Source organism: Jeotgalicoccus sp. FSL K6-3177, from assembly GCF_038050175.1.
Classification (GTDB): Bacteria; Bacillota; Bacilli; order Staphylococcales; family Salinicoccaceae; genus Jeotgalicoccus; species Jeotgalicoccus nanhaiensis.
Genome location: NZ_JBBOSK010000001.1, coordinates 1,342,015 through 1,362,841 on the forward strand (window position 1 = coordinate 1,342,015; position 20,827 = coordinate 1,362,841).

Annotated in this window: 21 protein-coding genes and 1 riboswitch; of the genes, 8 read left to right on the forward strand and 13 right to left on the reverse strand. The window is 42.3% G+C overall.

The window, feature by feature from the left end; all coding sequences use genetic code 11:
• Positions 1 to 15: 15 nt before the first annotated feature.
• Positions 16 to 1,206, reverse strand: a complete 1,191-nt coding sequence (locus MHH58_RS06700; protein WP_341345399.1) for a toxic anion resistance protein — start codon at positions 1,204 to 1,206, stop codon at positions 16 to 18.
• On the reverse strand, positions 1,199 to 1,930 hold the full coding sequence (locus MHH58_RS06705) for a 5-bromo-4-chloroindolyl phosphate hydrolysis family protein (protein WP_341345400.1): 732 nt from the start codon (positions 1,928 to 1,930) through the stop codon (positions 1,199 to 1,201). Before MHH58_RS06705 ends, MHH58_RS06700 begins: the two co-directional genes overlap by 8 nt.
• 123 nt (positions 1,931 to 2,053) lie before the next feature.
• Between MHH58_RS06705 and MHH58_RS06710 the strand changes: the two genes are divergently transcribed.
• The 3 genes from MHH58_RS06710 to MHH58_RS06720 all read left to right on the forward strand — a co-directional run bounded on the left by MHH58_RS06710 (position 2,054) and on the right by MHH58_RS06720 (position 3,970).
• Positions 2,054 to 2,347, forward strand: a complete 294-nt coding sequence (locus tag MHH58_RS06710) for a DUF1033 family protein (protein ID WP_341345401.1) — start codon at positions 2,054 to 2,056, stop codon at positions 2,345 to 2,347.
• A gap of 118 nt (positions 2,348 to 2,465) precedes the next feature.
• The gene (gene cspA, locus MHH58_RS06715) at positions 2,466 to 2,666 is read left to right on the forward strand and encodes a cold shock protein CspA (protein WP_026859816.1); all 201 of its coding nucleotides are present in this window, start codon (positions 2,466 to 2,468) and stop codon (positions 2,664 to 2,666) included.
• A 317-nt stretch (positions 2,667 to 2,983) separates the two neighbouring features.
• Positions 2,984 to 3,970: a nuclease-related domain-containing protein gene (locus MHH58_RS06720; protein WP_341345402.1), complete on the forward strand. Its 987-nt coding sequence runs from the start codon at positions 2,984 to 2,986 to the stop codon at positions 3,968 to 3,970.
• 285 nt (positions 3,971 to 4,255) lie between these two features.
• Here MHH58_RS06720 and lysA read toward each other — a convergent pair whose 3' ends face one another.
• From lysA to MHH58_RS06760, 8 genes are all read right to left on the reverse strand, one after another.
• A complete protein-coding gene (gene lysA, locus MHH58_RS06725) occupies positions 4,256 to 5,536 on the reverse strand; it encodes a diaminopimelate decarboxylase (protein ID WP_341345403.1) in 1,281 nt (426 codons plus the stop codon).
• Positions 5,526 to 6,596, reverse strand: coding sequence for an alanine racemase (locus tag MHH58_RS06730; protein ID WP_135096915.1), 1,071 nt, complete (start codon positions 6,594 to 6,596; stop codon positions 5,526 to 5,528). The genes lysA and MHH58_RS06730 overlap by 11 nt, the downstream gene beginning before the upstream one ends.
• 17 nt (positions 6,597 to 6,613) lie before the next feature.
• Positions 6,614 to 7,765 carry a M20 metallopeptidase family protein gene (locus tag MHH58_RS06735; protein WP_135096917.1) on the reverse strand — a complete coding sequence of 384 codons (1,152 nt, stop codon included), beginning with the start codon at positions 7,763 to 7,765 and terminating at the stop codon, positions 6,614 to 6,616.
• Entirely contained in the window at positions 7,765 to 8,481 is a 717-nt protein-coding gene (gene dapD, locus MHH58_RS06740; protein ID WP_135096918.1) for a 2,3,4,5-tetrahydropyridine-2,6-dicarboxylate N-acetyltransferase, read from the reverse strand. The genes MHH58_RS06735 and dapD overlap by 1 nt, the downstream gene beginning before the upstream one ends.
• A 14-nt stretch (positions 8,482 to 8,495) precedes the next feature.
• Complete coding sequence (gene dapB / locus MHH58_RS06745; RefSeq protein WP_135096920.1) at positions 8,496 to 9,209, reverse strand: 4-hydroxy-tetrahydrodipicolinate reductase; 714 nt, start codon at positions 9,207 to 9,209, stop codon at positions 8,496 to 8,498.
• Positions 9,206 to 10,093: a 4-hydroxy-tetrahydrodipicolinate synthase gene (gene dapA, locus MHH58_RS06750; protein WP_135096922.1), complete on the reverse strand. Its 888-nt coding sequence runs from the start codon at positions 10,091 to 10,093 to the stop codon at positions 9,206 to 9,208. Before dapA ends, dapB begins: the two co-directional genes overlap by 4 nt.
• Before the next feature lie 13 nt (positions 10,094 to 10,106).
• Positions 10,107 to 11,084: an aspartate-semialdehyde dehydrogenase gene (locus MHH58_RS06755; RefSeq protein ID WP_135096924.1), complete on the reverse strand. Its 978-nt coding sequence runs from the start codon at positions 11,082 to 11,084 to the stop codon at positions 10,107 to 10,109.
• A gap of 88 nt (positions 11,085 to 11,172) precedes the next feature.
• A riboswitch (Lysine riboswitch) is annotated at positions 11,173 to 11,351 on the reverse strand.
• Between the two features lie 62 nt (positions 11,352 to 11,413).
• The gene (locus tag MHH58_RS06760; protein WP_341345404.1) at positions 11,414 to 13,015 is read right to left on the reverse strand and encodes an ABC-F family ATP-binding cassette domain-containing protein; all 1,602 of its coding nucleotides are present in this window, start codon (positions 13,013 to 13,015) and stop codon (positions 11,414 to 11,416) included.
• Positions 13,016 to 13,202: 187 nt separating this feature from the next.
• On the opposite strand from MHH58_RS06760, the gene MHH58_RS06765 reads away from it, so the two are divergent.
• Positions 13,203 to 14,075: a CvfB family protein gene (locus tag MHH58_RS06765; RefSeq protein WP_341345405.1), complete on the forward strand. Its 873-nt coding sequence runs from the start codon at positions 13,203 to 13,205 to the stop codon at positions 14,073 to 14,075.
• 332 nt (positions 14,076 to 14,407) lie between these two features.
• Here the strand turns inward: MHH58_RS06765 and pepF are convergent, their stop codons facing one another.
• Complete coding sequence (gene pepF, locus MHH58_RS06770) at positions 14,408 to 16,213, reverse strand: oligoendopeptidase F (protein WP_341345406.1); 1,806 nt, start codon at positions 16,211 to 16,213, stop codon at positions 14,408 to 14,410.
• Between the two features lie 133 nt (positions 16,214 to 16,346).
• Here pepF and MHH58_RS06775 point away from each other — a divergent pair, with 133 nt between their 5' ends.
• Together MHH58_RS06775 and MHH58_RS06780 are read left to right on the forward strand one after the other, a co-directional pair.
• On the forward strand, positions 16,347 to 16,670 hold the full coding sequence (locus tag MHH58_RS06775) for a hypothetical protein (protein ID WP_341345407.1): 324 nt from the start codon (positions 16,347 to 16,349) through the stop codon (positions 16,668 to 16,670).
• A 189-nt stretch (positions 16,671 to 16,859) separates the two neighbouring features.
• On the forward strand, positions 16,860 to 17,405 hold the full coding sequence (locus tag MHH58_RS06780) for an NADPH-dependent FMN reductase (protein ID WP_135096934.1): 546 nt from the start codon (positions 16,860 to 16,862) through the stop codon (positions 17,403 to 17,405).
• Positions 17,406 to 17,516: 111 nt separating this feature from the next.
• On the opposite strand, the gene MHH58_RS06785 is transcribed toward MHH58_RS06780, so the two are convergent.
• On the reverse strand, positions 17,517 to 17,873 hold the full coding sequence (locus MHH58_RS06785) for a general stress protein (RefSeq protein WP_135096936.1): 357 nt from the start codon (positions 17,871 to 17,873) through the stop codon (positions 17,517 to 17,519).
• Positions 17,874 to 18,779: 906 nt separating this feature from the next.
• Between MHH58_RS06785 and MHH58_RS06790 the strand changes: the two genes are divergently transcribed.
• Positions 18,780 to 18,875, forward strand: coding sequence for a type I toxin-antitoxin system Fst family toxin (locus MHH58_RS06790; protein WP_135096938.1), 96 nt, complete (start codon positions 18,780 to 18,782; stop codon positions 18,873 to 18,875).
• Between the two features lie 181 nt (positions 18,876 to 19,056).
• On the opposite strand, the gene MHH58_RS06795 is transcribed toward MHH58_RS06790, so the two are convergent.
• A complete protein-coding gene (locus tag MHH58_RS06795; RefSeq protein ID WP_341345408.1) occupies positions 19,057 to 19,392 on the reverse strand; it encodes a hypothetical protein in 336 nt (111 codons plus the stop codon).
• Between the two features lie 78 nt (positions 19,393 to 19,470).
• Between MHH58_RS06795 and MHH58_RS06800 the strand changes: the two genes are divergently transcribed.
• Positions 19,471 to 20,481 (forward strand): lactonase family protein, encoded by a 1,011-nt coding sequence (locus MHH58_RS06800; RefSeq protein WP_341345409.1) that lies wholly within the window; start codon positions 19,471 to 19,473, stop codon positions 20,479 to 20,481.
• Positions 20,482 to 20,827 lie beyond the last annotated feature (346 nt).

Here is a 20,827-nt window from a genome sequence, read left to right on the forward strand (position 1 = left end):
TTTTTGTCTATATCATTAGTATCTGTGTTTATCTTTAATCTGAAGGAGACGTTCTTTCAGTTCTTTTTCCATCGTTACCAGTTCAGCCTCTGCAGATTTACGTTTCTCGGTACCTTCAGACTGGATTCTGAGTGTTTCTTCAATGGTTGTAACCAGATTTTCCTGAGTGGTTTTCAGCGTTTCAATATCGACGATGCCGCGTTCATTTTCAGCTGCAGTTCTCAATGAGTTCTGTTTCAGCATCTCACTGTTTTTAGTGAGCAGGTCATTCGTCGTATTTGTTACTTCACGCTGAGCTTTCGATGCCGATTCCTGACGGAGCAGGGTAAGGGCAATAGCCATCTGGTTTTTCCATAACGGAATACTCGTGAGAATCGAGCTCTGGATTTTTTCAGCGAGTGTCTGGTTGATATTTTGAATCATCCGGATTTGCGGTGCCGACTGCAGTGTGATCTGTCTAGACAGTTTTAAATCGTGTACGCGCTTCTCTAAACGGTTGATATACTGCATCATATCGTTTACATCCTGTACATCCATCTGATTGCCGGAAGCATCTGCTTCTGCTTTTAAGCGCGGCAGTGTTTCCTGCTCCAGCTCTTCTTTTTTAAGCTCTGCTGCTGCGATATATATATTAATCGCATCAAAATAGTCCTTATTCTGATTGTACAGCCCATCAAGCATATTCACGTCTTTAATCAGTACTTCCTTCGCATGCTCAAGCTGAATTGAAATACGGTCGACCTGTGACGCAATACTCTGATGTTTCGAGATCATTTCATTTACGGAACGTTTTACACGCCCGAACATACGCTTGAAAATATTACTTTTCTCATTCGTCAGTTCTTCCGGATCAATCTCTTTTAATTTTTTCATCAGTTCTTCAAGAGTTTCACCGATAGGGCCAACATCTTTCGACTGCACTTCGCTCAGCATCTGATGAGAGAACTTAGACATTGCCTGCTGTGCATTGGCTCCGTAAGTAATCAGTGCATCGTTATTCAGCGGTTCAATTTTATCTTTAATTTCATGGATAGATTTAAGATCTGATTCACTGAATTGATCTTTAAAGGTCGTCAGCACTTCGCTGTCTTTCGGTTTTGCTGCCGCAGCTTCTTCCGGCTGCAGTATTAAACTGTCGTTACTGTCATCAGCTTCTTTAAATGGATCCATTAAAAGTTCGTCCTTAAGATTTCTTTCTTCAGCCATTTCCTTCACCCCGGTGTACTTTTTCTGTTTCTTTTTCAGCTTGTCGTTTTTGCTTCAAATTCACTTTTTCTTTGCCGAGCTTATTATCAAGTGCCGCCTGGCGTTTTTTGGCGCGGGCGGAGTTCATCTTAATTAAATCACGTTCGACATTTAAATCCTGGTAGCTCCGCTGATTCATGTGCGAGAGGTTCGACTGCAGCGTACGTTTCAATTCTAACATTGATAAACGCGTCTCGTGCAGCTGAATACGTTCATCTTTTGATTTCCCCGGCATCTTATACAGATAAAGGTACTTTTCAATCGTATTGACCGCAGTTTCCAGATTGGAATGGAAAAACTGCTGTACGCTGTAAAACTGCCTAGGGTCTTCCTCTACAGATGAAATAATCGTTTTAACGATCCGGTTAATATCGAATATCATCTTCGCGTCTTTTATCGATCTGATATTCATATAGCTGGAACGCAAACGATTCGTATGCTCTTTCGCCTGAGCGAGCTGTTCTTTTATATATTTGTACTCACTGTTTGTGAGTTTCAATTTCTCTAAATGCTTATGATGTGAAATACGCTGGGCGGGCAGGTATGATGCACCAAAACCGCCGATGCCGACTACGACGTCTAAAAACATATGAATATCGAATATATTAGACGACAGGACCCAAGCGAGGAGGCCGGCCGGTACAGCAATCACAGAAGCAATGAAATGTGAATAATTACTCTTCATTGTTCAAAACCCCTTAGTATAGATGTGCCTATTTATTACAATTATAAAGCGTTATGCTTGATAATGCTAATTATACGCGTTTATAATAATGAATAATATCGGCCAGGGAATGGAGTTTTAAACATGTATGAAGTCGTGATCGTTAAAGCGGATTATGAGGGCTGGTGGCTCTTCGACGGTTGGCAGGACGACATTATTAACAGGCAGCAGTTTAACGATACCGCTCAGATGCTGACAGGCTACAAGGCAATTATTGAACAGATGAAAAATGATTACAGCAGCTATATTCAGGGTAAATATGATTTATACGCATTTTTTAACGCATGTGAAATCGAATTTTGCGAAGAGTGTGATGAAGACGTGCAAATATTCTACACGCCGATAATGACAAAAAATAATGAATTTTATAATAATTAGTGAAAACGTCACACAATTGTTAGAAACACATTTGCAATATAATGAAGTATGTTGTATAATATGAATCATCAGTAAGTTCTTCTTATTGATAATTTACGTCTTTTGGAGGATTTTATTAATGAAACAAGGTACAGTGAAATGGTTTAACGCAGAAAAAGGATTTGGCTTCATCGAAATTGAAGGAGAAAACGACGTATTCGTACACTTCTCAGCAATCAACCAAGAAGGCTACAAGTCTCTTGAAGAAGGTCAAGCAGTTGAATTTGAAGTAGTTGAAGGCGACCGCGGTCCACAAGCTGCAAACGTTGCTAAACTATAATTATAAATTGATTCATTTGAATAATTTGTAACTTCTAAACAAGCACCCGGATAAAATCCGGGTGCTTGTTTTTTTGAGCGGAGATTGAAACAAATATATTTAACCTTTTATTATCTCTTAAATGTAAAATTAAGAGAATACTTTTCATAGAAATATATTTTACATCTGCATACATATAATTCCATTAATAATGAAACTTGTGTAAAAAGTAAACCAGTTTTGCTATTTTTGTTTTTAAGTAACTTTTTTAAAAGGAAACCGTACTTTTCACCTATATATAGGGTAGAAGGGTTTTTATTTTAAAAAGGGGTCTTATATTGTTTATCAATGAAAGAACAAAACCGCATGAGTTAATTTATTACGAAGCACTGTCTGCTAGGACTTCGCTGATGAAAAAAGAGTCAGCAAAGTTCGAGAATGTGAAGAAAGGTTACGAAGGCGAAATGCTGTACGATCAGATTTTTGACAGTATCGGTCATGGCAACGTATTGATTTATCGGGATCTTTTTCTCAGCATTGATGGCTCAGTTACACAGTACGACACTTTGATAATTAGTGATATTGGTATTATTTCGAATGAAATCAAGAATTTTTCCGGCAGTGTCACGTTTCGTGACGGCAGCTGGTATAGAGGTAATTTCGCGATACCGAATGACGCTTTCAGTCAGCTGAACCGTTCAGTCGGAAAATTAATGGAACTTAGGAATACATCTCGGAGTGATTTTAAGGTGTCCGGGAAGCTCATTTTTCCCAATGACAATTTCACTTTTCATTCTGATGACCAATCGAATTGGAATAAAATTATACTGCGTTCCGGTCTGCGCGACTATTTCCGCCAGTTTAATCAATCGGGAATTGTGGCTGGGAATAAAGCGCAATATATTTCATGGCTGATCAGCAGCAGTATAGTTGAAAATCCTTACTTTAAACCTGCAGTCGATAAAACCCGTCTGAAATTCGGCTTGTATTGCGGCCGTTGCGGAAGCTTTAATCTCAGTAAAAAAAGATTTCATTTGACCTGTAACAAATGCGGCAGCACAGAATGCAATGAAACTCACCTGCTACGCGCTATGAATGATTATAAATTTTTATTTTATAATCAGCCGATGACAAGAAATTCACTATTGGAGTTTATCGATTATGATTTACACTTTAAAGCTGTTTCCAGAGCATTATTAAAACATTGCTATACGAATAATAAAGGAACACGCACCACCTATACTTTTAAGTATTTTGATTTTGAAGATGCTGTAAATAAATCTGATGCGTATATGAGATATAAAGATCATATACCAATGATTTAAAAATTTTGAGATAGATTACATTTCTTATTAAGTTCAAGCGCTCAAGTACGACACGAGTTCGCCGTCGTACCCGGGAAGATGTTCAAGTACGACGGCGTCAAAATAAACTAGGTATCATAAGTTACAGAAGTGAAATTCATCTTTAAAACTTGTATATAGAAGCCAAAAAACGTCTAACCCGTTTACCATAGGCTAGGCGCTCAGATTTAACAGTTCATCAACTCTATTTATCGTAGAACCATAATAAAAAGCTCTTCTGAAATTCACTTTTCAGAAGAGCTTACTTTATCTCACATCATTTTCAATCAGCTGTTCGAGTGTCTGGCGTCTGATGACTTCGCGCACTCTGGATTCCCCGACGAATACGACTGCGGGTTTTCTCATCTGGTTGTAGTTGGATGCCATGGAGTAGTGATATGCACCTGTCGTTCTCACCGCGAGCAAGTCACCGCGTTTCAAATCATCCGGCAGCATTTTATTTTTACCGATGATATCTCCGGATTCACATAATTTCCCAACCACGTGCGATGACACGCTAGTATCCCCAAAATGCTCAGTCACAGGGACAACTTCATATTCGGCACCATACAGTGGTGTCCGGATATGATCGCTCATACCGCCGTCTATAGAGACGTATTTGGCAACGCCCGGGATGTTTTTAACAGTCCCGACCTCATAGACAGTGATTGCTGCTTCGGCGGCAATCGAACGTCCGGGTTCAATCATTACGTGAGGAAGTTCGCGTCCTGATGCTGCCACAACTTCTTTTAAGTGATTAAGAATCGCATCGAATCCTTCTTCGATCGGGAAGCGCACATCGCCTTCAGTATATTTCACACCATAGCCGCCGCCCATATTTAAAATCTCAAGATCAATCTGGTGTTCATCAAGCCAGCTGTAGACATTCGTTACAGCATTGATAAAAGGCGTGCTGTCATCGAGCTGGGATCCCAGATGATAGTGGATGCCTTTAAAGTTTAAAGATCTGCATCCTTGAATTTTATCGATTGCTGTCTTCGCCGCCCCGTTCGTGAGAGACAGTCCAAATTTGCTGTCTTCCTGTCCCGTCGAAATATAATCATGCGTGTTCACTTCAACACTCGGATTAATGCGGATCAGCACGTTCACGCCGTCATCATCAGAAAGTCCGGAAGCTAAGCCCTCAATCAGGTCAATTTCGTCGAGACCATCAATAATGAAGAACCGCACGCCATGATCTAAAGCATATTCAATCTCTTCAGCGGTCTTATTATTGCCGTGAAAGTGAATGTCTTCCACCGGAAATCCTGCAGCCAGAGCCGTGTAAAGCTCACCGACTGATACGACGTCGAGCTCCATATTCTGGCTCTCGAGCAGTTTTATCATCTGGACGCTGCTGAACGCTTTTGAAGCGTAGGACACAGAGTAGGGAATGCTATGGCTTTTTAAGACTTTGTGATATCTCTCCATCATACCGGTCATATACATTTCGTCGTATATAATAACCGGTGTGCCGTACTGTGCTGCTATATCACTAATTTTATGCCCTCTGACTTGAAGTTCTCCCGCTGAATAATTAAACGTCATAAATAATTTCTCTCCCCAATGATTGGTAATTTAAAGCCCCGAGCTGTTCCGAGTTGGCACCGACTCCGAGATTCGTGTATTTATCGATACGAAGTTTGCTGTTATAAAGATAAACCGGCATATCAGCCCGGACATCATCGTCAACCAGGACGACCATATGGCTCATCATCAGTGCGACAATCGGATAAACTTTTCCGCCAATTTCACATTCATATCCCGCACGCGCACGGAGCACTCCGTCACCGTAGCCGATATCAACGACCGCCACTGTACAGTCTTTGTCCGCCTTAAAGGCCGCACCGTAACCGAGTGTCATTCCCTCAGTCAGCTGTCTGAACTGGATAATCGGTGCTGACAGCGTCGAGCTCTGAATAAAGTCTTTATCATCTAATTCAGCGTACGGTTTCGAACCGTAGAGACCGATGCCGAGCCGGACATGAGTATGTCCATCAAAGATACCGTCCCGCACATAGCTCGCACTGTTCTGTGCGTGAATCATCTCAGGTGCAAGGCCAAGCTTTCGGACCTCGTCAGCAAACTCCAGCCACATGCCGCGTTCCTTTTCATAGATGCCGTCGAACTCATCGGAGTAGCCGAAATGCGTCCAGAGTCCCGTGAAATTCAGTTCGATGCCTGACGATTTCATATCATTTAAAATAGACTCGAGTTCATTAATATCCGTTAATCCCGACCGGTTAAAGAGCCCGGCATATTCAATATGAATATTAAGACCCTGAAGTTCGTGCTTATATGTATCATAATAAGTAGAAGAGGGCAGGGTGATATGAAGATTAAACATACGCGCCCGTTTAAAGTCCGTCGTCGGATTCATTAGAATAATGACGGCGCTGTCTCCGCACATTTGCCTTATTTTAACCGCATCATCCATCGACGTTGTTGCAAATGCGCGGATGCCTGAAATTGCAAAGGCCTTGACCGCAAATTCCAGTCCGTAGTTATATGCATTATTTTTAACGACCGCAATCGTTTGGCCCGGCAGCTGAAATTGTCTGGCCTGTTTAATAAACTGCGCTTCATCTGTTTGAAAAATACCACCCATTGCCATGTCTCCCTGTTTTAGTAATTGTTTAACAATGCTTCATAATAATCCGCAACTTTAATCAGCACGCGCTCATCAAAGTTAAACGTATCGGTATGCAGACTTGATGCGTAGCCTTTTTCAAGGTTGCGCGAGCCTGCGAAGACAAAGTACGTCTTTGCGATGTTACTGTAAAAGCTGAAGTCCTCACCGAATAAATACGGTTTATCTTTTTCTATCCCGCGGAGTCCCGCAGCGCTTATCGAAGTTTCAACAAGCTGATTTAAGGCCGCATCATTTTTCACTGCAGGATAACCTTCAGTGTAATGCAGCTCGACAGATGCACCGTACAGCAGTTCAGCGGCTTCTTTAATTTTAGTCATCTGAGATTTAATCACAGCAAGATCAGACGCTTCGTACGTACGGATCGTTCCGCTCAAACGGGCATTGGCAGGCACTGTATTGACCGCTTCACCTGAACTGATTTTACCCATATGAATAATGTTGCGGTTGAGGCCGTCCAGGTGGAACTGCTGGATATTGCCGACTTCACCGGCTATTTTAACTATTGTCTCAAGAGCTGAAATGCCCTGATGTTTCTGGGCAACATGTGCACTGGCGCCTTTTACAGTAAAGTGAAATTCCGTTGCGCTCGCTGTTAATTCATCATCTCTGTACAGCACCAGTCCTTCATCTTCATCCGGCATTAAATGAACACCGAAAATCGCAGAGAAATCCGGACGGTTTTCCCAGGCTTTGATCATTAAATTCGCACCGGCATTCGCTTCTTCTGACGGCTGGAAGATAAAAATACAATTATACTTTAAATCTCCATTGTCAGCGAGCGCCTTTGCACGTTTCACAAACAAAAGAAGGGCAGTAGTATGCCCATCGTGTCCGCATGCATGCATTACATTATCCACGCTGCTTTTATACTCAAGATCATTCTGTTCATGTACCGGCAAGGCATCGATATCGGCACGGAAGCCGAGTGTCTGACCGCTGTTTCCCTCGAGCTCGGCGATGACCCCCGTATCCAGCACCTGGTAATAAGATACTCCTATTTCTTCTAAAACAGAAATAATATATTCAGTCGTTTTATATTCTTTTAGACTTAATTCCGGATGCTGATGCAGATATCTCCGGTGTTCTGTAACGAATTTAAGTTCTTCTGTATATTCAGGAGACATTAGTCATTCAGCTTTCTGAGCGCCTGAACGATTTCTTTTTTAGAACCAGTGACTTCACTTGCCTGCTTAATGACGCGTGCCGGTGTACCGCCGACGACTGTACCTGCCGGGACGTCTTCTGTAACAATAGCACCTGCTGCAACAATAGCACCTTTACCGACAGTTACACCTTCTAAAATCACAGCATTAGCTCCGATTAATACATCATCTTCAATCATAACAGGAGAAGCACTTGGCGGTTCGATTACGCCTGCAAGTACTGCACCAGCGCCGACATGGACGTTTTTGCCTGTCGTTGCACGGCCGCCCATTACTGCATTCATATCGATCATCGTGCCTTCGCCGACGATAGCACCGATGTTAATTGACGCGCCCATCATAACGACCGCGCCGTCACCGATTACTGCATGTTCACGGATAAAGGCACCAGGCTCAATACGCGCTTTCGTATTTGTTAAGTCCATTAACGGAATAGCCGAGTTGCGGCGGTCCTGTTCGATAACGATATCCGTTACTTTTTCTTCTATTGAAGGGTAGAAAGCCTGCCAGTCGCGCGCATCCGCAAATACAGTTTTTGAATCCTCTGTACCGAATACTTTGAATGACTCATCGAATTCAACACCTTCAAAGTTACCGTTGATATAAATTTTTAGCGGTGTTGCTTTCTCCGCATCTGAAATGTACTGAATAATCTCTTCTGCTGTAAATTTTTCCATTGTGTAAAAACTCCTTAAAATATGTTGTTATAGTCGTAAAATCCGTTTTCTTTGTGTCTAAGACTTTCTGCGGCGCCAATTGCACCGTTTGCAAATATATCTTTCGATTGTGCAATATGTTTCAGTTCGATAACTTCATCGTGTCCTGCAAAGATTGCATCGTGTTCGCCAACAATTGTGCCGCCGCGTATAGCGCTGACGCCGATTTCATCATCTGACCGCTCTTCATTCGCTTCTGATCGGTCATAAACAGGATAGCTGCCCTGTCTAACGTCAAGTGCCGTATCAAGGAGTTTAACGAGCGTACCGCTCGGGGCGTCGACTTTGTGCTTATGATGGCGTTCAACGAGTTCAAGATCAAAGCCGTCGAGCTGTTTTAGTGCTTCACGGAGCAGGTTATTTAACACGTGTACACCGTAACTCATATTTGCGTTGAAAAATACCGGAGCTGATGCCGCACGTTCTTTTAATGCTGCTACAATTTCTTCTTTTTTCCCTGTCGTTGCCACAACGAGGGGAGTGGTGAAAGGTTTTTCAATGAGAGGCAGGATGCGGTCGGGATTCGAGAAATCGATTGCCACATCTGCGCCCGCATCATCGATATTTGTAAATGCCGGGTAGTCTGTTGTGCTGGATGAAATGACTCCTGCAATTTCATGACCTTTTTCCACTGCGAGACGGGCAACGATTTTATTCATCGTCCCGTAGCCGATTAAGAGTATTCTCATACTCTCACACCTTTTCTGAATTCGTTGAAGGCTTCAACAATAGATTGTCTCGCATCTTCTTCCAGCGGCAAGAGCGGCAGGCGGAGCTCGTATTCACCAAAGCCGAGCTCTGCAGTTAAGGCTTTGACCGGAATCGGGTTAACATCAATTTGTACAGAACTGATGACAGGCATCAGTGATGAGAATCGCTGTCTTGCTGATGACTCGCCATTTTTCATACCTTCATATACTTCCTGCATCTCACCCGGAATGACGTTGCCGACTACTGAAATTAATCCTTTGCCGCCAAGTGCTGTAAAGTCTGTCAAATTATCATCATTCCCGCTGTATAATGAAAATTCAGAATCTACAAGGTTTAATACATTAATTGTATAGTTTAAATCGCCGGCCGCATCTTTCAGAGCGACGATATTTTTGTGTCTGCTTAATTCTAACACTGTTTCAGGGTCGATGGACATACTTGTACGGGACGGCACATTATATAAAATAACCGGGATATTAATGCTGTCTGCAATCGCTGTAAAGTGTGCAATCAGACCGCGCTGGTTACTTTTATTGTAGTAGGGCGTAATCAGCATAACACCGTCAGCACCCGTTTCTTCAGCGAACACCGATAAGTCAATTGACTGCTGAGTTGAGTTCGTGCCTGTACCTGCAATTACCGGAATCCGGCCCCCAGCAGTTTCAACGCCGACACGGAGCAGTTCTTTAATTTCTTCTGCTGATAAAGTAGGGGATTCGCCGGTCGTGCCGTTAATAATTAAACTTTGTGCATTATTGTCGATTAAATATTCAATATGGTTTCTGAACGCATCGTAGTCTACTTCATTATTTCTAAACGGGGTGGCCATCGCCACTCCGATACCTTCAAAAATCGGACTCATATATATCCGCTCCTTATTTATTATCTATTAATGATTTTAGAATCTGCACTGTATTCTGCGCTGCGCCTTTAAGAATGTTGTCCCCGACACACCATACGTGGAAAGTGTTTTCGAGCGTCGGATCCTTGCGGATACGGCCGACGTAAATTTCGTTTTCATCTGTCGCTTCATACGGAGTAGGATAAACACCTTCAGCAGGATTATCCATCAGGACGATGTGAGGAATATTGCGGAACGCATCTCTGACTTCTTCTTCTGTCGCCTCCTGGTCAAGCGTGACGTTAATTTGTACGCTGTGGCTTGAGATAACCGGCACTCTGACACATGTTGCCGTCACCGCAATTTGATCATCTCCGAGAATTTTCTTCGTTTCATCGATCATCTTGACTTCTTCTTTCGTATAGCCGTCATCTAAAAAGACATCGATCTGCGGAATCACGTTATTGTAAATCGGTTTTGGATACGTCGTCGGCTCAGCACCATTCGCGCCTTCTTCGAGGTCTCTGATGCCGCCTGAACCCGAACCTGAAACCGACTGATATGTTGCGTAGTGCACGCGTTTTACTCCGAATGCATCATATAAAGGTTGTAAGGCGATAACCGACTGGATTGTTGAACAGTTCGGGTTCGCGATAATTTTACGATTTAATGAAGGTGAGTTAATTTCCGGAACGATTAAATCAATATCTTCATGCATTCTCCAGAAACTTGAATTGTCGATAACAATTGCACCGGCTTCTTCAAAGAGCGGGGCAAACTTTTCACTCGTTGAACCGCCGGCACTCATAACCACATAATCAAAACCATCTTTCGTTCTGTCTTCAGTTAATTCCTGAACTGTATACGTTTCTCCATTTACTTCCAGTTCTTTTCCGCTGGAGCGTTTGGAAGAGAAGAGGACCAGTTCCTTATAAGGAATTTTATACTGTTCCACCATTTCCAGCATTTTTGTACCGACGACACCTGTTGCACCGACAATTGCGAGTTTCATAAAATACAGCCTCCTAGAAGTTTTCCTGAATAGAATGATATAAATAAAAAAACAAGCCCGGGTACCGGACTTGTTTTAAAATTGTATATACAAGCGATGCCCTCCATTATTGAGTCAATAATGACAAATCCATAGCTCTTAACCTGTGAATCCAACAACCGGGGTCTGCGCGCTCCCGGACATTTCGGCATCTCACCCTTTCGTCATATACACTTTGCAGAAGTTAAGTATATGAGTACTATTGATTGATGCGCCTCATCCGTACTATTCAGTTTTTGATGTTGATTGTCATTATACATAACAAAGTATTCAAAGTAAACAGATAATTTCTATTTCTTTATAATTCCTTTTTCAATAAGGTAATCTTCATAACCGATTTCCTTCACAAGTGCTGTGTTGTTGCTGATATCGAGCACCGTGTTTGAAATTGTATTGATAAACTCCAGGTCATGTGAAGTGAAGATAATTGATCCTTTAAATTTCTTCAGACCGTCGTTGACTGCAGTAATACTCTCTAAGTCAAGGTGGTTCGTCGGCTCATCCATTAAGAGGACGTTCGCCTGCGACAGCATCATTTTACTGAGCATCGCACGGACTTTCTCTCCACCTGAGAGGACGCTTGCTTTTTTCTTCGCTTCTTCACCGCTGAACAGCATTCTTCCTAAGAATCCGCGAAGGAAGGTTTCTGTCTGTTCTTCAGGCGGAGCGTACTGGCGCAGCCATTCAACCAGGCTTAAATCAACGCCTTCAAAGTACTCCGAGTTATCTTTCGGGAAGTAGCTCTGTGAAGTTGTGACACCCCAGTTGACGTCTCCTGAATCCGGCGTAATTTCACCAGCAAGAATGCGGAGCAGGGTAGTACGCTGCAGTTCAGAACCGCCTGTTAAAATAACTTTATCGTCAGGAGAGAGCGTGAACGTTAAATTATCGAGTACCGTTTCACCGTCGATTGAATGCGTCAGATTTCTGACTGTTAACAGCTCGTTGCCGATTTCTCTTTCAGCTGTAAAGCCGACGAAAGGATAACGGCGTGATGACGGTTTAATATCTTCCAATTCAATTTTCTCAAGCATCTTTTTACGGCTTGTTGCCTGTTTAGATTTTGAAGCGTTGGCACTGAAACGTGCAACGAAGTCTTTCAGCTCTTTAATCTTTTCTTCTTTTTTCTTATTTTGATCCTGAGACATCTGCAGTGCCATCTGACTTGACTGATACCAGAAGTCATAGTTCCCGACGTAGACCTGAATCTTGCCGAAGTCGAGGTCCGCAATGTGCGTACAGACGTTGTTCAGGAAGTGTCTGTCGTGGGATACAACAATCACTGTGTTCTCAAAGTTAATGAGGAATTCTTCCAGCCACTGTACCGCTTCGATATCGAGACCGTTGGTCGGCTCATCCAGAAGCAGCACGTCGGGGTTGCCGAACAGGCTTTGTGCAAGCAGGACTTTAACTTTTGCCGTGTTGTCGATTTCACCCATTGTTTTATCGACCAGCTCATGGGGAATACCAAGACCGTGAAGGAGTGTTTCAGCGTCACTTTCAGCAGTCCAGCCGCCCATTTCGCCGTATTCACCTTCGAGCTCTGCGGCTCTGATGCCGTCTTCATCCGAGAAGTCCGGTTTCATGTAGATTTCATTTTTTTCGTTCATAATAGACCATAGTTTTTCGTGACCCATCATTACAACATCGAGTACGCGCGTATCTTCATAGCCGAAGTGATCCTGGCGGAGGAAAGCCATACGCTCGTCCGCTCCTAAAATAACGTGGCCGTCCGAGTCAACTTCACCTGTCAGGACTTTCAGGAAAGTGGATTTCCCGGCACCGTTCGCACCGATTAAACCGTAGCAGTTTCCCGGGGTGAATTTAATATTTACATCTTCAAATAATTTTCTGTCTCCAAATCTCAGACTCACGTCGCTAACTTGCAGCATGTGCATTCTCCTTTATATTAAAACAATCGTTTTAGTTTACATTCATAAGCGATAATACCATAAATATGGTATTATTTAAATATATCAGTATGTTCATCCGTATGCTTACTATTTAAAAACCACAATATTAAACATTAACCGATAAATGAATAATACACAATAGAAACAATATTAATGAGGAGTCTATATGACAAAAATTTCAGGTACTACACAATTTTTAAAAGTGATTAAAAAAGAGGGCTCGACGTACACTCTCGTTACAGAAGACGAAAAGTATATCCGTATGAACCGTTCGGAAATCGAAGGGGATAAAGACTACGATATCGATGAAGAAGTCCTGGTCTTTATTTACCCGAACCGCTCGGGTGAACTGTTTGCGACACCGAATCTGCCGAGCATTACCGCGACTAAATTCGGCTATGCCCGAGTCAGTGAAGTTAACCGCGACGGCGCTTATCTCGATATCGGATCACCGCGCGAAATTTTAATTCCGTGGATCGATTTGCCGCGGAAGAAAGAAGTATGGCCGCAAGTCGGCGACATGGTCTATGCAACGATTCGCGTCGAAGCTGATGATCAGATGTTCGGACGCTTAATTACAGAAACAGAAGTGGATGAAAAATTCCAGCCGCTGAAAAAAGAAGACTACGAAACACTCGGCAACAAATGGCTGAAAGGGCGTCCTTACCGTCTGCTCCGCGTCGGCACATTTATTTTATCCGAAGAAGGCTATAAAGTATTTGTCCACGAAACAGAACGCGAACAGGAACCGCGTCTCGGCCAGGAAGTAAACTTCCGTGTAATCGGCATCAACGACAAGGGCGAAGTTAACGGCTCCTTTTTGGAGAAAGCCTACAAACGCTTAGGTACAGATGGCGAACGCATTCTGGAATACATGCAGATGCACGGCGACATGATGGAATTCACGGACAAGAGTTCACCAGAAGACATCAAAGCCGCATTTAACTTGTCAAAAGGTCAGTTTAAACGCGCTTTAGGCGGACTTTTAAAAGAAGACAAGATCGAATTTGTAAACGGCGCAACTCATTTGAAGAAATAAGCTTGTATTGACGGAATCCTTGGGAGGGGATTCCGTTTTTTTAGTTTTTGGTGGCTTTGCGTGACTATGAGCGCTGTTCATTGGCACTTAAACGCTCCTCTGTGACTATGAGCGACTTTCATTGTCACTTAAACGCTCCTCCGTGACTATGAGCGACTTTCATTGTCACTTAAACGCTTCTCCGTGACAATGGGCGACCTTCATTGGCACTTAAACGCTTCTCCGTGACTATGAGCAACGCTCATTGTCACTAATATAGAGAAATCACTAGAACCCTCAAAAAGACAAACAAAAACGGAGGGACTCATGTCCCCCCGTTCTTTAAATCTGTTTTATCCTTCTATTTCTTCTGTCAGCGTTTCCAGTTCATCCACCAGTTCGCCGATGTATTGAATTGTGTTTTTCAAGGGAGCATCTGTCGTAATATCAATGCCTGCCATTTTCGCCAGTTCAACCGGCGTTTCTTTGCCGCCTGTTTTTAAAACTTTCAGCCATTCGTCAACTGCGGTCTGGCCCTCATTCAGAATACGCTGCGACATTTCAGTTGCAATTGTTAATCCCGCAGAGTACGTATACGGATAAAGTCCCATGTAGTAGTGGGGTTGTCTCATCCAAGTCAGTTCCGCACCTTCAGTAATTTCAACATCGTCACCCCAGAATTTCTCAATCACACCGCGTTTAATTTCATTCAGCGATTCCGCAGTTACAGTTTCGTAGTTATCCACGCGTTTGTACACTTCGCGCTGGTAAGCTGCTTCCAGCAGGTGGGTCACAAAGTTATGATAGTACGTGCGTGAAATAATTGAACTGATCACCCAGCGTTTAAATTTCGGATCTTCCGAGTTTTTCAGCAGATGGTTAGCCATCAGCATTTCGTTCATCGTACTCGGCGCTTCGATAAAGTACATCGACGGGCGAGTGTCAAAAATATTCTGCGCACGGTTGGCATTATAGAAATGTCCTGCGTGGCCAAGCTCATGGGCAAGAACAAAAACTTCTTCCATTAAAGAAGACCATGAAATTAAGATAAACGGATGTGATCCGTAAGGGCTCGAACAGAAGGCGCCGGTCGATTTCCCTTTGTTAATAACGAAATCAATCCAGCGTTCGTCATAGGCACGGTTAATCATATCCGTATAATCTTCACCCATAATACCGAGCGCATCTAAAATATATTTGCGAGATTCTTCCACGCTGATTTCCGGTTCACTCGCAGGGTCTAAAGGAATCTTCAAATCTTCATAGCGCATTTTATCGAGTCCGTGCACTTTTTGAAGAAGTTTAGCGTAACGTCTCATATGCGGAGCGAGTTCCTCGGTAATTACGTCGATTTGACGGTCGTACAGCTCACGGTCAACTTTTTGGCCGTGGAGCAGGTAGTCAATCACAGAATCGTAGCCGCGGAGGTCAGCTTCCGCTTTCTCCTGTTTTAAATGTATGTCGTAAGTACCTGCAGTTGTATGTTGATACTGGCGCAGCGATTCTGAGAATTTCTTGAAGGCTGCACGACGCACTTCCTTGTCCGGATTCGATTCAAGACCGCCTTCAAATGCAAGATACGATAAAGAATACTCTTTGCCGTTAGCAGTAAACGTACCGAAATCAATATCGAGCAGTTTTGTTTTCTGATATAAATCGTAAGGTCCGTTAAAGACAGAAGAGAAGGAAGCGAGTGCTTTTTCTACCTTCTGATCCAGCTGGTAAGGTTTATTGCGCAGTAAGTCCTCAATAAAGCCTGTGTATTCCTCTTTCTCCTTAGCAATATCTTGTAAGAAAGATTCATCTTTCGCTAATAATTCACTTTGTAAAAAACTTGTTTTCGAACTTAAAGAAGTACCCGCATTGCCGACCAGTGCACCAAGTTTCTGTGCCTGCTGATCTCCGCGGTCTCCGGATAAACGCAAGTTCGAATATGTACCGATTAGGACGAACTGTTCTAAAATATCACGGTAGCTGTCAATTGCTTTAACAGCAGCAGCGACATCGTCAATCTGTCCTTGGAATTCCGTTTCAAAAGAATCAATTTTCTCTTTAACAGAATCAATCGCCGCCTCACATGCTTTATCATCCTTAAATAACGGACTGAGATCCCATGTGTAATTGACATCGACATCCTGTCTGTTTTGTAACTCTGACATTAAATCATCTCCCTGGTTTTTTATCCCTTTGTTACACAGTTTATTATACATAAGATTTTGAATATTGTATATTCATTAGAAACTGTGAGTGAACTTCAGGAAAATGGGTAATAATTTATAGAGAGGTGAGGATATGGTTAATGATGTACAGTTTTATATATATACTATTTTAGCAGTAATCATTTTATCGATGGCTATCGGATTTTTTACGAAAAGATATTTCATCATGCCGATTTTGACGCTGGTGCTTATGGGAATCGCAGCCTTTGTGCTGCCGAACTTTTACGACAACCTCGAATGGCAACCGCTGGCTGGATACGCCGCATTTTTAGCAGTCTTGTCATTTGTAGTATCAATGTCGATGTGGGTAGTTAAGAGAAACCGCCGCCGTGCTAAAGAGCTGCGGGACGGACCCGGTGAAACTATCGACGAAGCAGAACATAAAAAGGAAATATAAGATGATTTTTGACACCGGCTGCAGCCGGTGTCTTTTTGTGGTGTACAGCGGGGTATGCAAAGTTATACCGACCGGATTCACATCATTCATCCTGAATACTATCCTTAAAATAGGGTAAGCAATATAATGTAGACCTTGTTATTGAGTTGAAGCTGGAATATTATTTTGTAAAGAAAAGGATGATTTAATATGGCTAAAGTTGGTATTATTGTCGGCAGTACGAGAAAAGAATCTTTTTCGAGAAAAATTGCTGAAAATGTCGCTCCTTTATTCCCATCGGACTATGAACCGGAGTTTATAGAAATCGCAAATCTTCCATTATATAACCAGGATTACGATGAAGACAGCCCCGAAGAATATACAGCATTCCGCAAGCAAGTCAGAGACATGGATGCGATTCTGTTTGTTACGCCCGAGCATAACCGCAGCGTGTCAGCTGCCTTGAAAAATGCGCTCGATACCGGTTCCAGACCTTACGGTGAAAGTGTGTGGGATATGAAACCGGCAGCGATTATCAGTCAGTCGATCAGTAATTTGAGCGGCTTCGGTGCAAATCATCATTTACGCCAATCCCTCGTTTTCCTGAACATGCCGGTCGTTCAGCAGCCGGAAGTTTATCTTGCGAACTCGCAGAATTTACTCGACGAAAACGATAAAATCACTAATGAAGATACGATTCAGTTTCTGCAGACATTTGTAGATGCTTTTGTTGAACTGATAAAAAGATATCAATAAAATGACAAACCTCCGTTTTGATTAAACATTTCAAAACGGAGGTTTTTTTCTGCACAAAAAAACTGCGCCGCCCAGCATAGTGGGGGACGCAGCTGTAATTTTTATATTTTACTAAGCTAAAAGGGTATCTAAGTTTACACCGTATGATTCAGTGACAATTAGAAGTACCGCACCTTTATCTAACTCAGCCTCATATTGTTTTGCCTGATTTTCATCAAAACCGATGTTTTCCAATTTGTTGCGTAATTCATCGCCTTTTTTCTTGAAAGTAGTTTTAACAGCGTCAGCAACACCTTGTTCGCTCATACCGATAGTATTTGCGCCGGAGTTGTCTGCGATACGCTTCGTACGATCATCATCGTGGGTCACAACGTAGATGTCTTTAGTATCTACCTTGTTGGATTTTAGAATTTCAATTGCTTCCTGGATTTTGTCATCATCATGATACGTTTTAATAAATGGTGCCATAATAATATCCCTCCAAATAGTTTGTTCATTGAACACATTACTGTATATATCCGTGCCCGAAAGTTTTAAACATAGTGAGTGATTAAAAGATAAAGATCTCGTGTCCTGATGCAGGTGCGTCGGATGCTGCAGCGGGAACAGCCGTGTATAAATAGAGCTCGTTATCAAATAAAAGAGCAATACATAGTATGTGAATTATGTATCATAATATATTTTTAAGATATGCATACCGAAATAGGTCACTGTACACCTGATATTCTGCTGTACATACAACTTCCTATAATATATGTTATGTAAACTTTAGTATATATTATAATATAGATGTTCAAATTTATGTGTTTTTATATGCTGTTTTAACTTAATTCATTTATGTGTTTAACTGGTTAATTTTTGTCTGTTCAGCTGCAGATCGCATTTCCTTTGCGTCTGACTCTGTGCAGCTCAATCTGCCTGTCATCCGCCTGGCTCATTCTAAGCTTAGTTAATCATTTACTATGGATAATCCTTCAGTTGCATCCTTAAAATCATTCTCAGATCCAGCTGATTTTACCTTAATTATGTATTTCCGTATTCATATGATTATATACGGATATTTCCAGTTTTAACGTTAAATCTAAGTTTTACGTACATTTCAGCTGATTTCTAATGATCGCTGGATTTCTTCCTGATGATACGTATATGCATCAATTTTAACAGTTTTTCTCCATATTTCGTTAAATTCACATCTTATGCGAACTACAATTGGGTTCGAATTTTATTGACTTAAATTATCTGAATATTGCGATTAATTATATTTTGCTTTAATATCTGCCCTATTATTACATATGTAACAGGTATGATTTATGGTAAAATTAGAGAGGTTGTCCAGCTGACTTCCGTGCCGGTAGCATGGAAGGAGGTGTTATCATGCAAAGCACTTTACTGGAATTACTTTTTGCGCCGATAATTGTCGGCGTGATTGTCTCACTGTTCACTTATTGGCTGAACAATGACGATGAATAGCCGGACAGCTGCCAATACACCATTAAAAAACCCCAATCTACTGGAATAGATTGGGGTTTCGGTGTTTCATGTTCAGCACTTTACTTGTAAGTACATTATACCATCTGGTTTTACTGTTGTAAAATGAAACAAATTGATGTTTATAATCCATACTATTCCCCTAGCAAATCATAAAGCTTATTTACTCCCATTCCTCATCCAGTTGCAGTTCTTTTATCTTTTCATACGCTGCATCGTCAACAGAAAATGTCTTATCATCCGAGTTGGCTAAATCCTCATTCACCGTCAGAGCATCGATAACGTCATACAGCGATTCGATTTCATCACGTGCGAACTCGTACTGCGCTTTACTCATCAGAACGCCTGCAGTTTTATCGCCATCGATTACGTGCACAACACTTTGCTCTTTTTCAGATGTTTTAAAAGCATTCTCAGGATTCTTCTGAAATTCTGCAATATCTATTGTTATCCGCTCACCATTTTCCACATACAGCGCCTCCTTTTTAATCAGTTTCATTATACCCCTTTTTAAGTTCCATATTCAGGGTATACAGTAATGTAACAATTTAATCGCTTAAAATTAGGAGGAGATTAAATGATTGGATATGCAGGAACTTATACTCAGGAAAAAAGTAAGGGTATTTATCGTTTTAATTTAGATACTGAAGCTGGTAAATTGAGCGGCGGCGACTTAATCGAAGAATTTCAAGGTCCCTTATATTTAAATATACAGAATGATAAATTGTATTCATTAAAACAGGACGGTGATACAGCAGGCATTGCGACGTTTGAGATTGAAAATGGCGGTCTTAAACTCATCGAAGAATGTCTACCGGAAGCTGAAAACGGCTGTTATTTAAGTCCGTCTTCTGACGGCAAGTATATGCTCGATGCTGTTTACAGCACAGGCAAGGTGCGTTTATATAAAATGGACGACCGCGGTGCAGTCACTGAGCGTCTGGATGTTTATCAGGTTGAAGGTAGCGGTCCGCACGAGCGCCAGGATCACGCCCACTCGCATTTTGTTACGGAAACGCCGGATGGCAAGTATTTCGCTGCTGTCGATTTAGGTGCAGATAAGATAATTACATTTAAAATAGAAGAAGAACGTCTCGTTAAACTAGCGGAGTCTAAAGTCGCGCCTGGCAGCGGCCCGCGTCATCTGGTGTTCAGCGATGCCGGAGACTACGCATATATCGTTACGGAATTATCCAACGAAGTAATTGCTGCAGAATATGATGATGGTAAATTTACGCCGGTTGAAACTTACTCCGCCCTGCCGGAAGATTTCACTGAACATTCTCAGGCAGCAGCCATCCGTAAGCATCCGAACGGTAAATATATTTACGTGACCAACCGCGGCCATAACAGCATCGCCGTGTTTGAAATTAAAGAAGGCGGCCAGTCGCTGGAACGTCTGCAAATTGAATCATCCAACGGCAACTGGCCGCGAGACTTCAATATTACACCGGACGGCGGGTACTTAGTATGCGCCCATGAGAAATCCCACAACCTCGTGCTCTTCAAAATCAATGGAGACGGCACAATCTCTCGTTTAGACAGCGAAATAGAAGTTCCGGAAGGAATTTTTGTGGGTTTCATTTAAAAATAAACAGCACAATGACCCGAGAGCCGCGCTCCCGGGTCATTGTCTTTCTCACAAGTAGCCGAGAAAGCTTCTACCGGGTCATTGTCGCTTCCACAGTGACGGGATAAACGAGCTGTCCAGTCATTGTCACTTTCACAATGACGGGATAAACGAGCTATCCCGTCATTGTCACTTCCACAGTGACGGGATAAGAGAGCTGCCCCGTCATTGTCATTTTCACAGTGACGGGATAAACGAGCTATCCCGTCATTGTCACTTCCACAGTGACGGGATAAGAGAGCTGCCCCGTCATTGTCACTTCCACAGTGACGGGATAAGAGAGCTGCCCCGTCATTGTCATTTT

What these genes read in the sequence shown, in the direction of transcription:
- MHH58_RS06785 (WP_135096936.1), bottom strand. Translation starts at nt 17,873, where the DNA reads ATGGCACCATTTATTAAAACGTATCATGATGATGACAAAATCCAGGAA.
- MHH58_RS06735 (WP_135096917.1), bottom strand. Translation starts at nt 7,765, where the DNA reads ATGTCTCCTGAATATACAGAAGAACTTAAATTCGTTACAGAACACCGG.
- MHH58_RS06795 (WP_341345408.1), bottom strand. Translation starts at nt 19,392, where the DNA reads ATGAAACTGATTAAAAAGGAGGCGCTGTATGTGGAAAATGGTGAGCGG.
- MHH58_RS06760 (WP_341345404.1), bottom strand. Translation starts at nt 13,015, where the DNA reads ATGCTGCAAGTTAGCGACGTGAGTCTGAGATTTGGAGACAGAAAATTA.
- MHH58_RS06730 (WP_135096915.1), bottom strand. Translation starts at nt 6,596, where the DNA reads ATGGGTGGTATTTTTCAAACAGATGAAGCGCAGTTTATTAAACAGGCC.
- cspA (WP_026859816.1), top strand. Translation starts at nt 2,466, where the DNA reads ATGAAACAAGGTACAGTGAAATGGTTTAACGCAGAAAAAGGATTTGGC.
- MHH58_RS06705 (WP_341345400.1), bottom strand. Translation starts at nt 1,930, where the DNA reads ATGAAGAGTAATTATTCACATTTCATTGCTTCTGTGATTGCTGTACCG.
- MHH58_RS06700 (WP_341345399.1), bottom strand. Translation starts at nt 1,206, where the DNA reads ATGGCTGAAGAAAGAAATCTTAAGGACGAACTTTTAATGGATCCATTT.
- MHH58_RS06790 (WP_135096938.1), top strand. Translation starts at nt 18,780, where the DNA reads ATGCAAAGCACTTTACTGGAATTACTTTTTGCGCCGATAATTGTCGGC.
- MHH58_RS06765 (WP_341345405.1), top strand. Translation starts at nt 13,203, where the DNA reads ATGACAAAAATTTCAGGTACTACACAATTTTTAAAAGTGATTAAAAAA.
- lysA (WP_341345403.1), bottom strand. Translation starts at nt 5,536, where the DNA reads ATGACGTTTAATTATTCAGCGGGAGAACTTCAAGTCAGAGGGCATAAA.
- MHH58_RS06780 (WP_135096934.1), top strand. Translation starts at nt 16,860, where the DNA reads ATGGCTAAAGTTGGTATTATTGTCGGCAGTACGAGAAAAGAATCTTTT.
- pepF (WP_341345406.1), bottom strand. Translation starts at nt 16,213, where the DNA reads ATGTCAGAGTTACAAAACAGACAGGATGTCGATGTCAATTACACATGG.
- MHH58_RS06800 (WP_341345409.1), top strand. Translation starts at nt 19,471, where the DNA reads ATGATTGGATATGCAGGAACTTATACTCAGGAAAAAAGTAAGGGTATT.
- MHH58_RS06710 (WP_341345401.1), top strand. Translation starts at nt 2,054, where the DNA reads ATGTATGAAGTCGTGATCGTTAAAGCGGATTATGAGGGCTGGTGGCTC.
- dapA (WP_135096922.1), bottom strand. Translation starts at nt 10,093, where the DNA reads ATGAGTCCGATTTTTGAAGGTATCGGAGTGGCGATGGCCACCCCGTTT.
- dapB (WP_135096920.1), bottom strand. Translation starts at nt 9,209, where the DNA reads ATGAGAATACTCTTAATCGGCTACGGGACGATGAATAAAATCGTTGCC.
- MHH58_RS06775 (WP_341345407.1), top strand. Translation starts at nt 16,347, where the DNA reads ATGGTTAATGATGTACAGTTTTATATATATACTATTTTAGCAGTAATC.
- MHH58_RS06755 (WP_135096924.1), bottom strand. Translation starts at nt 11,084, where the DNA reads ATGAAACTCGCAATTGTCGGTGCAACAGGTGTCGTCGGTACAAAAATG.
- dapD (WP_135096918.1), bottom strand. Translation starts at nt 8,481, where the DNA reads ATGGAAAAATTTACAGCAGAAGAGATTATTCAGTACATTTCAGATGCG.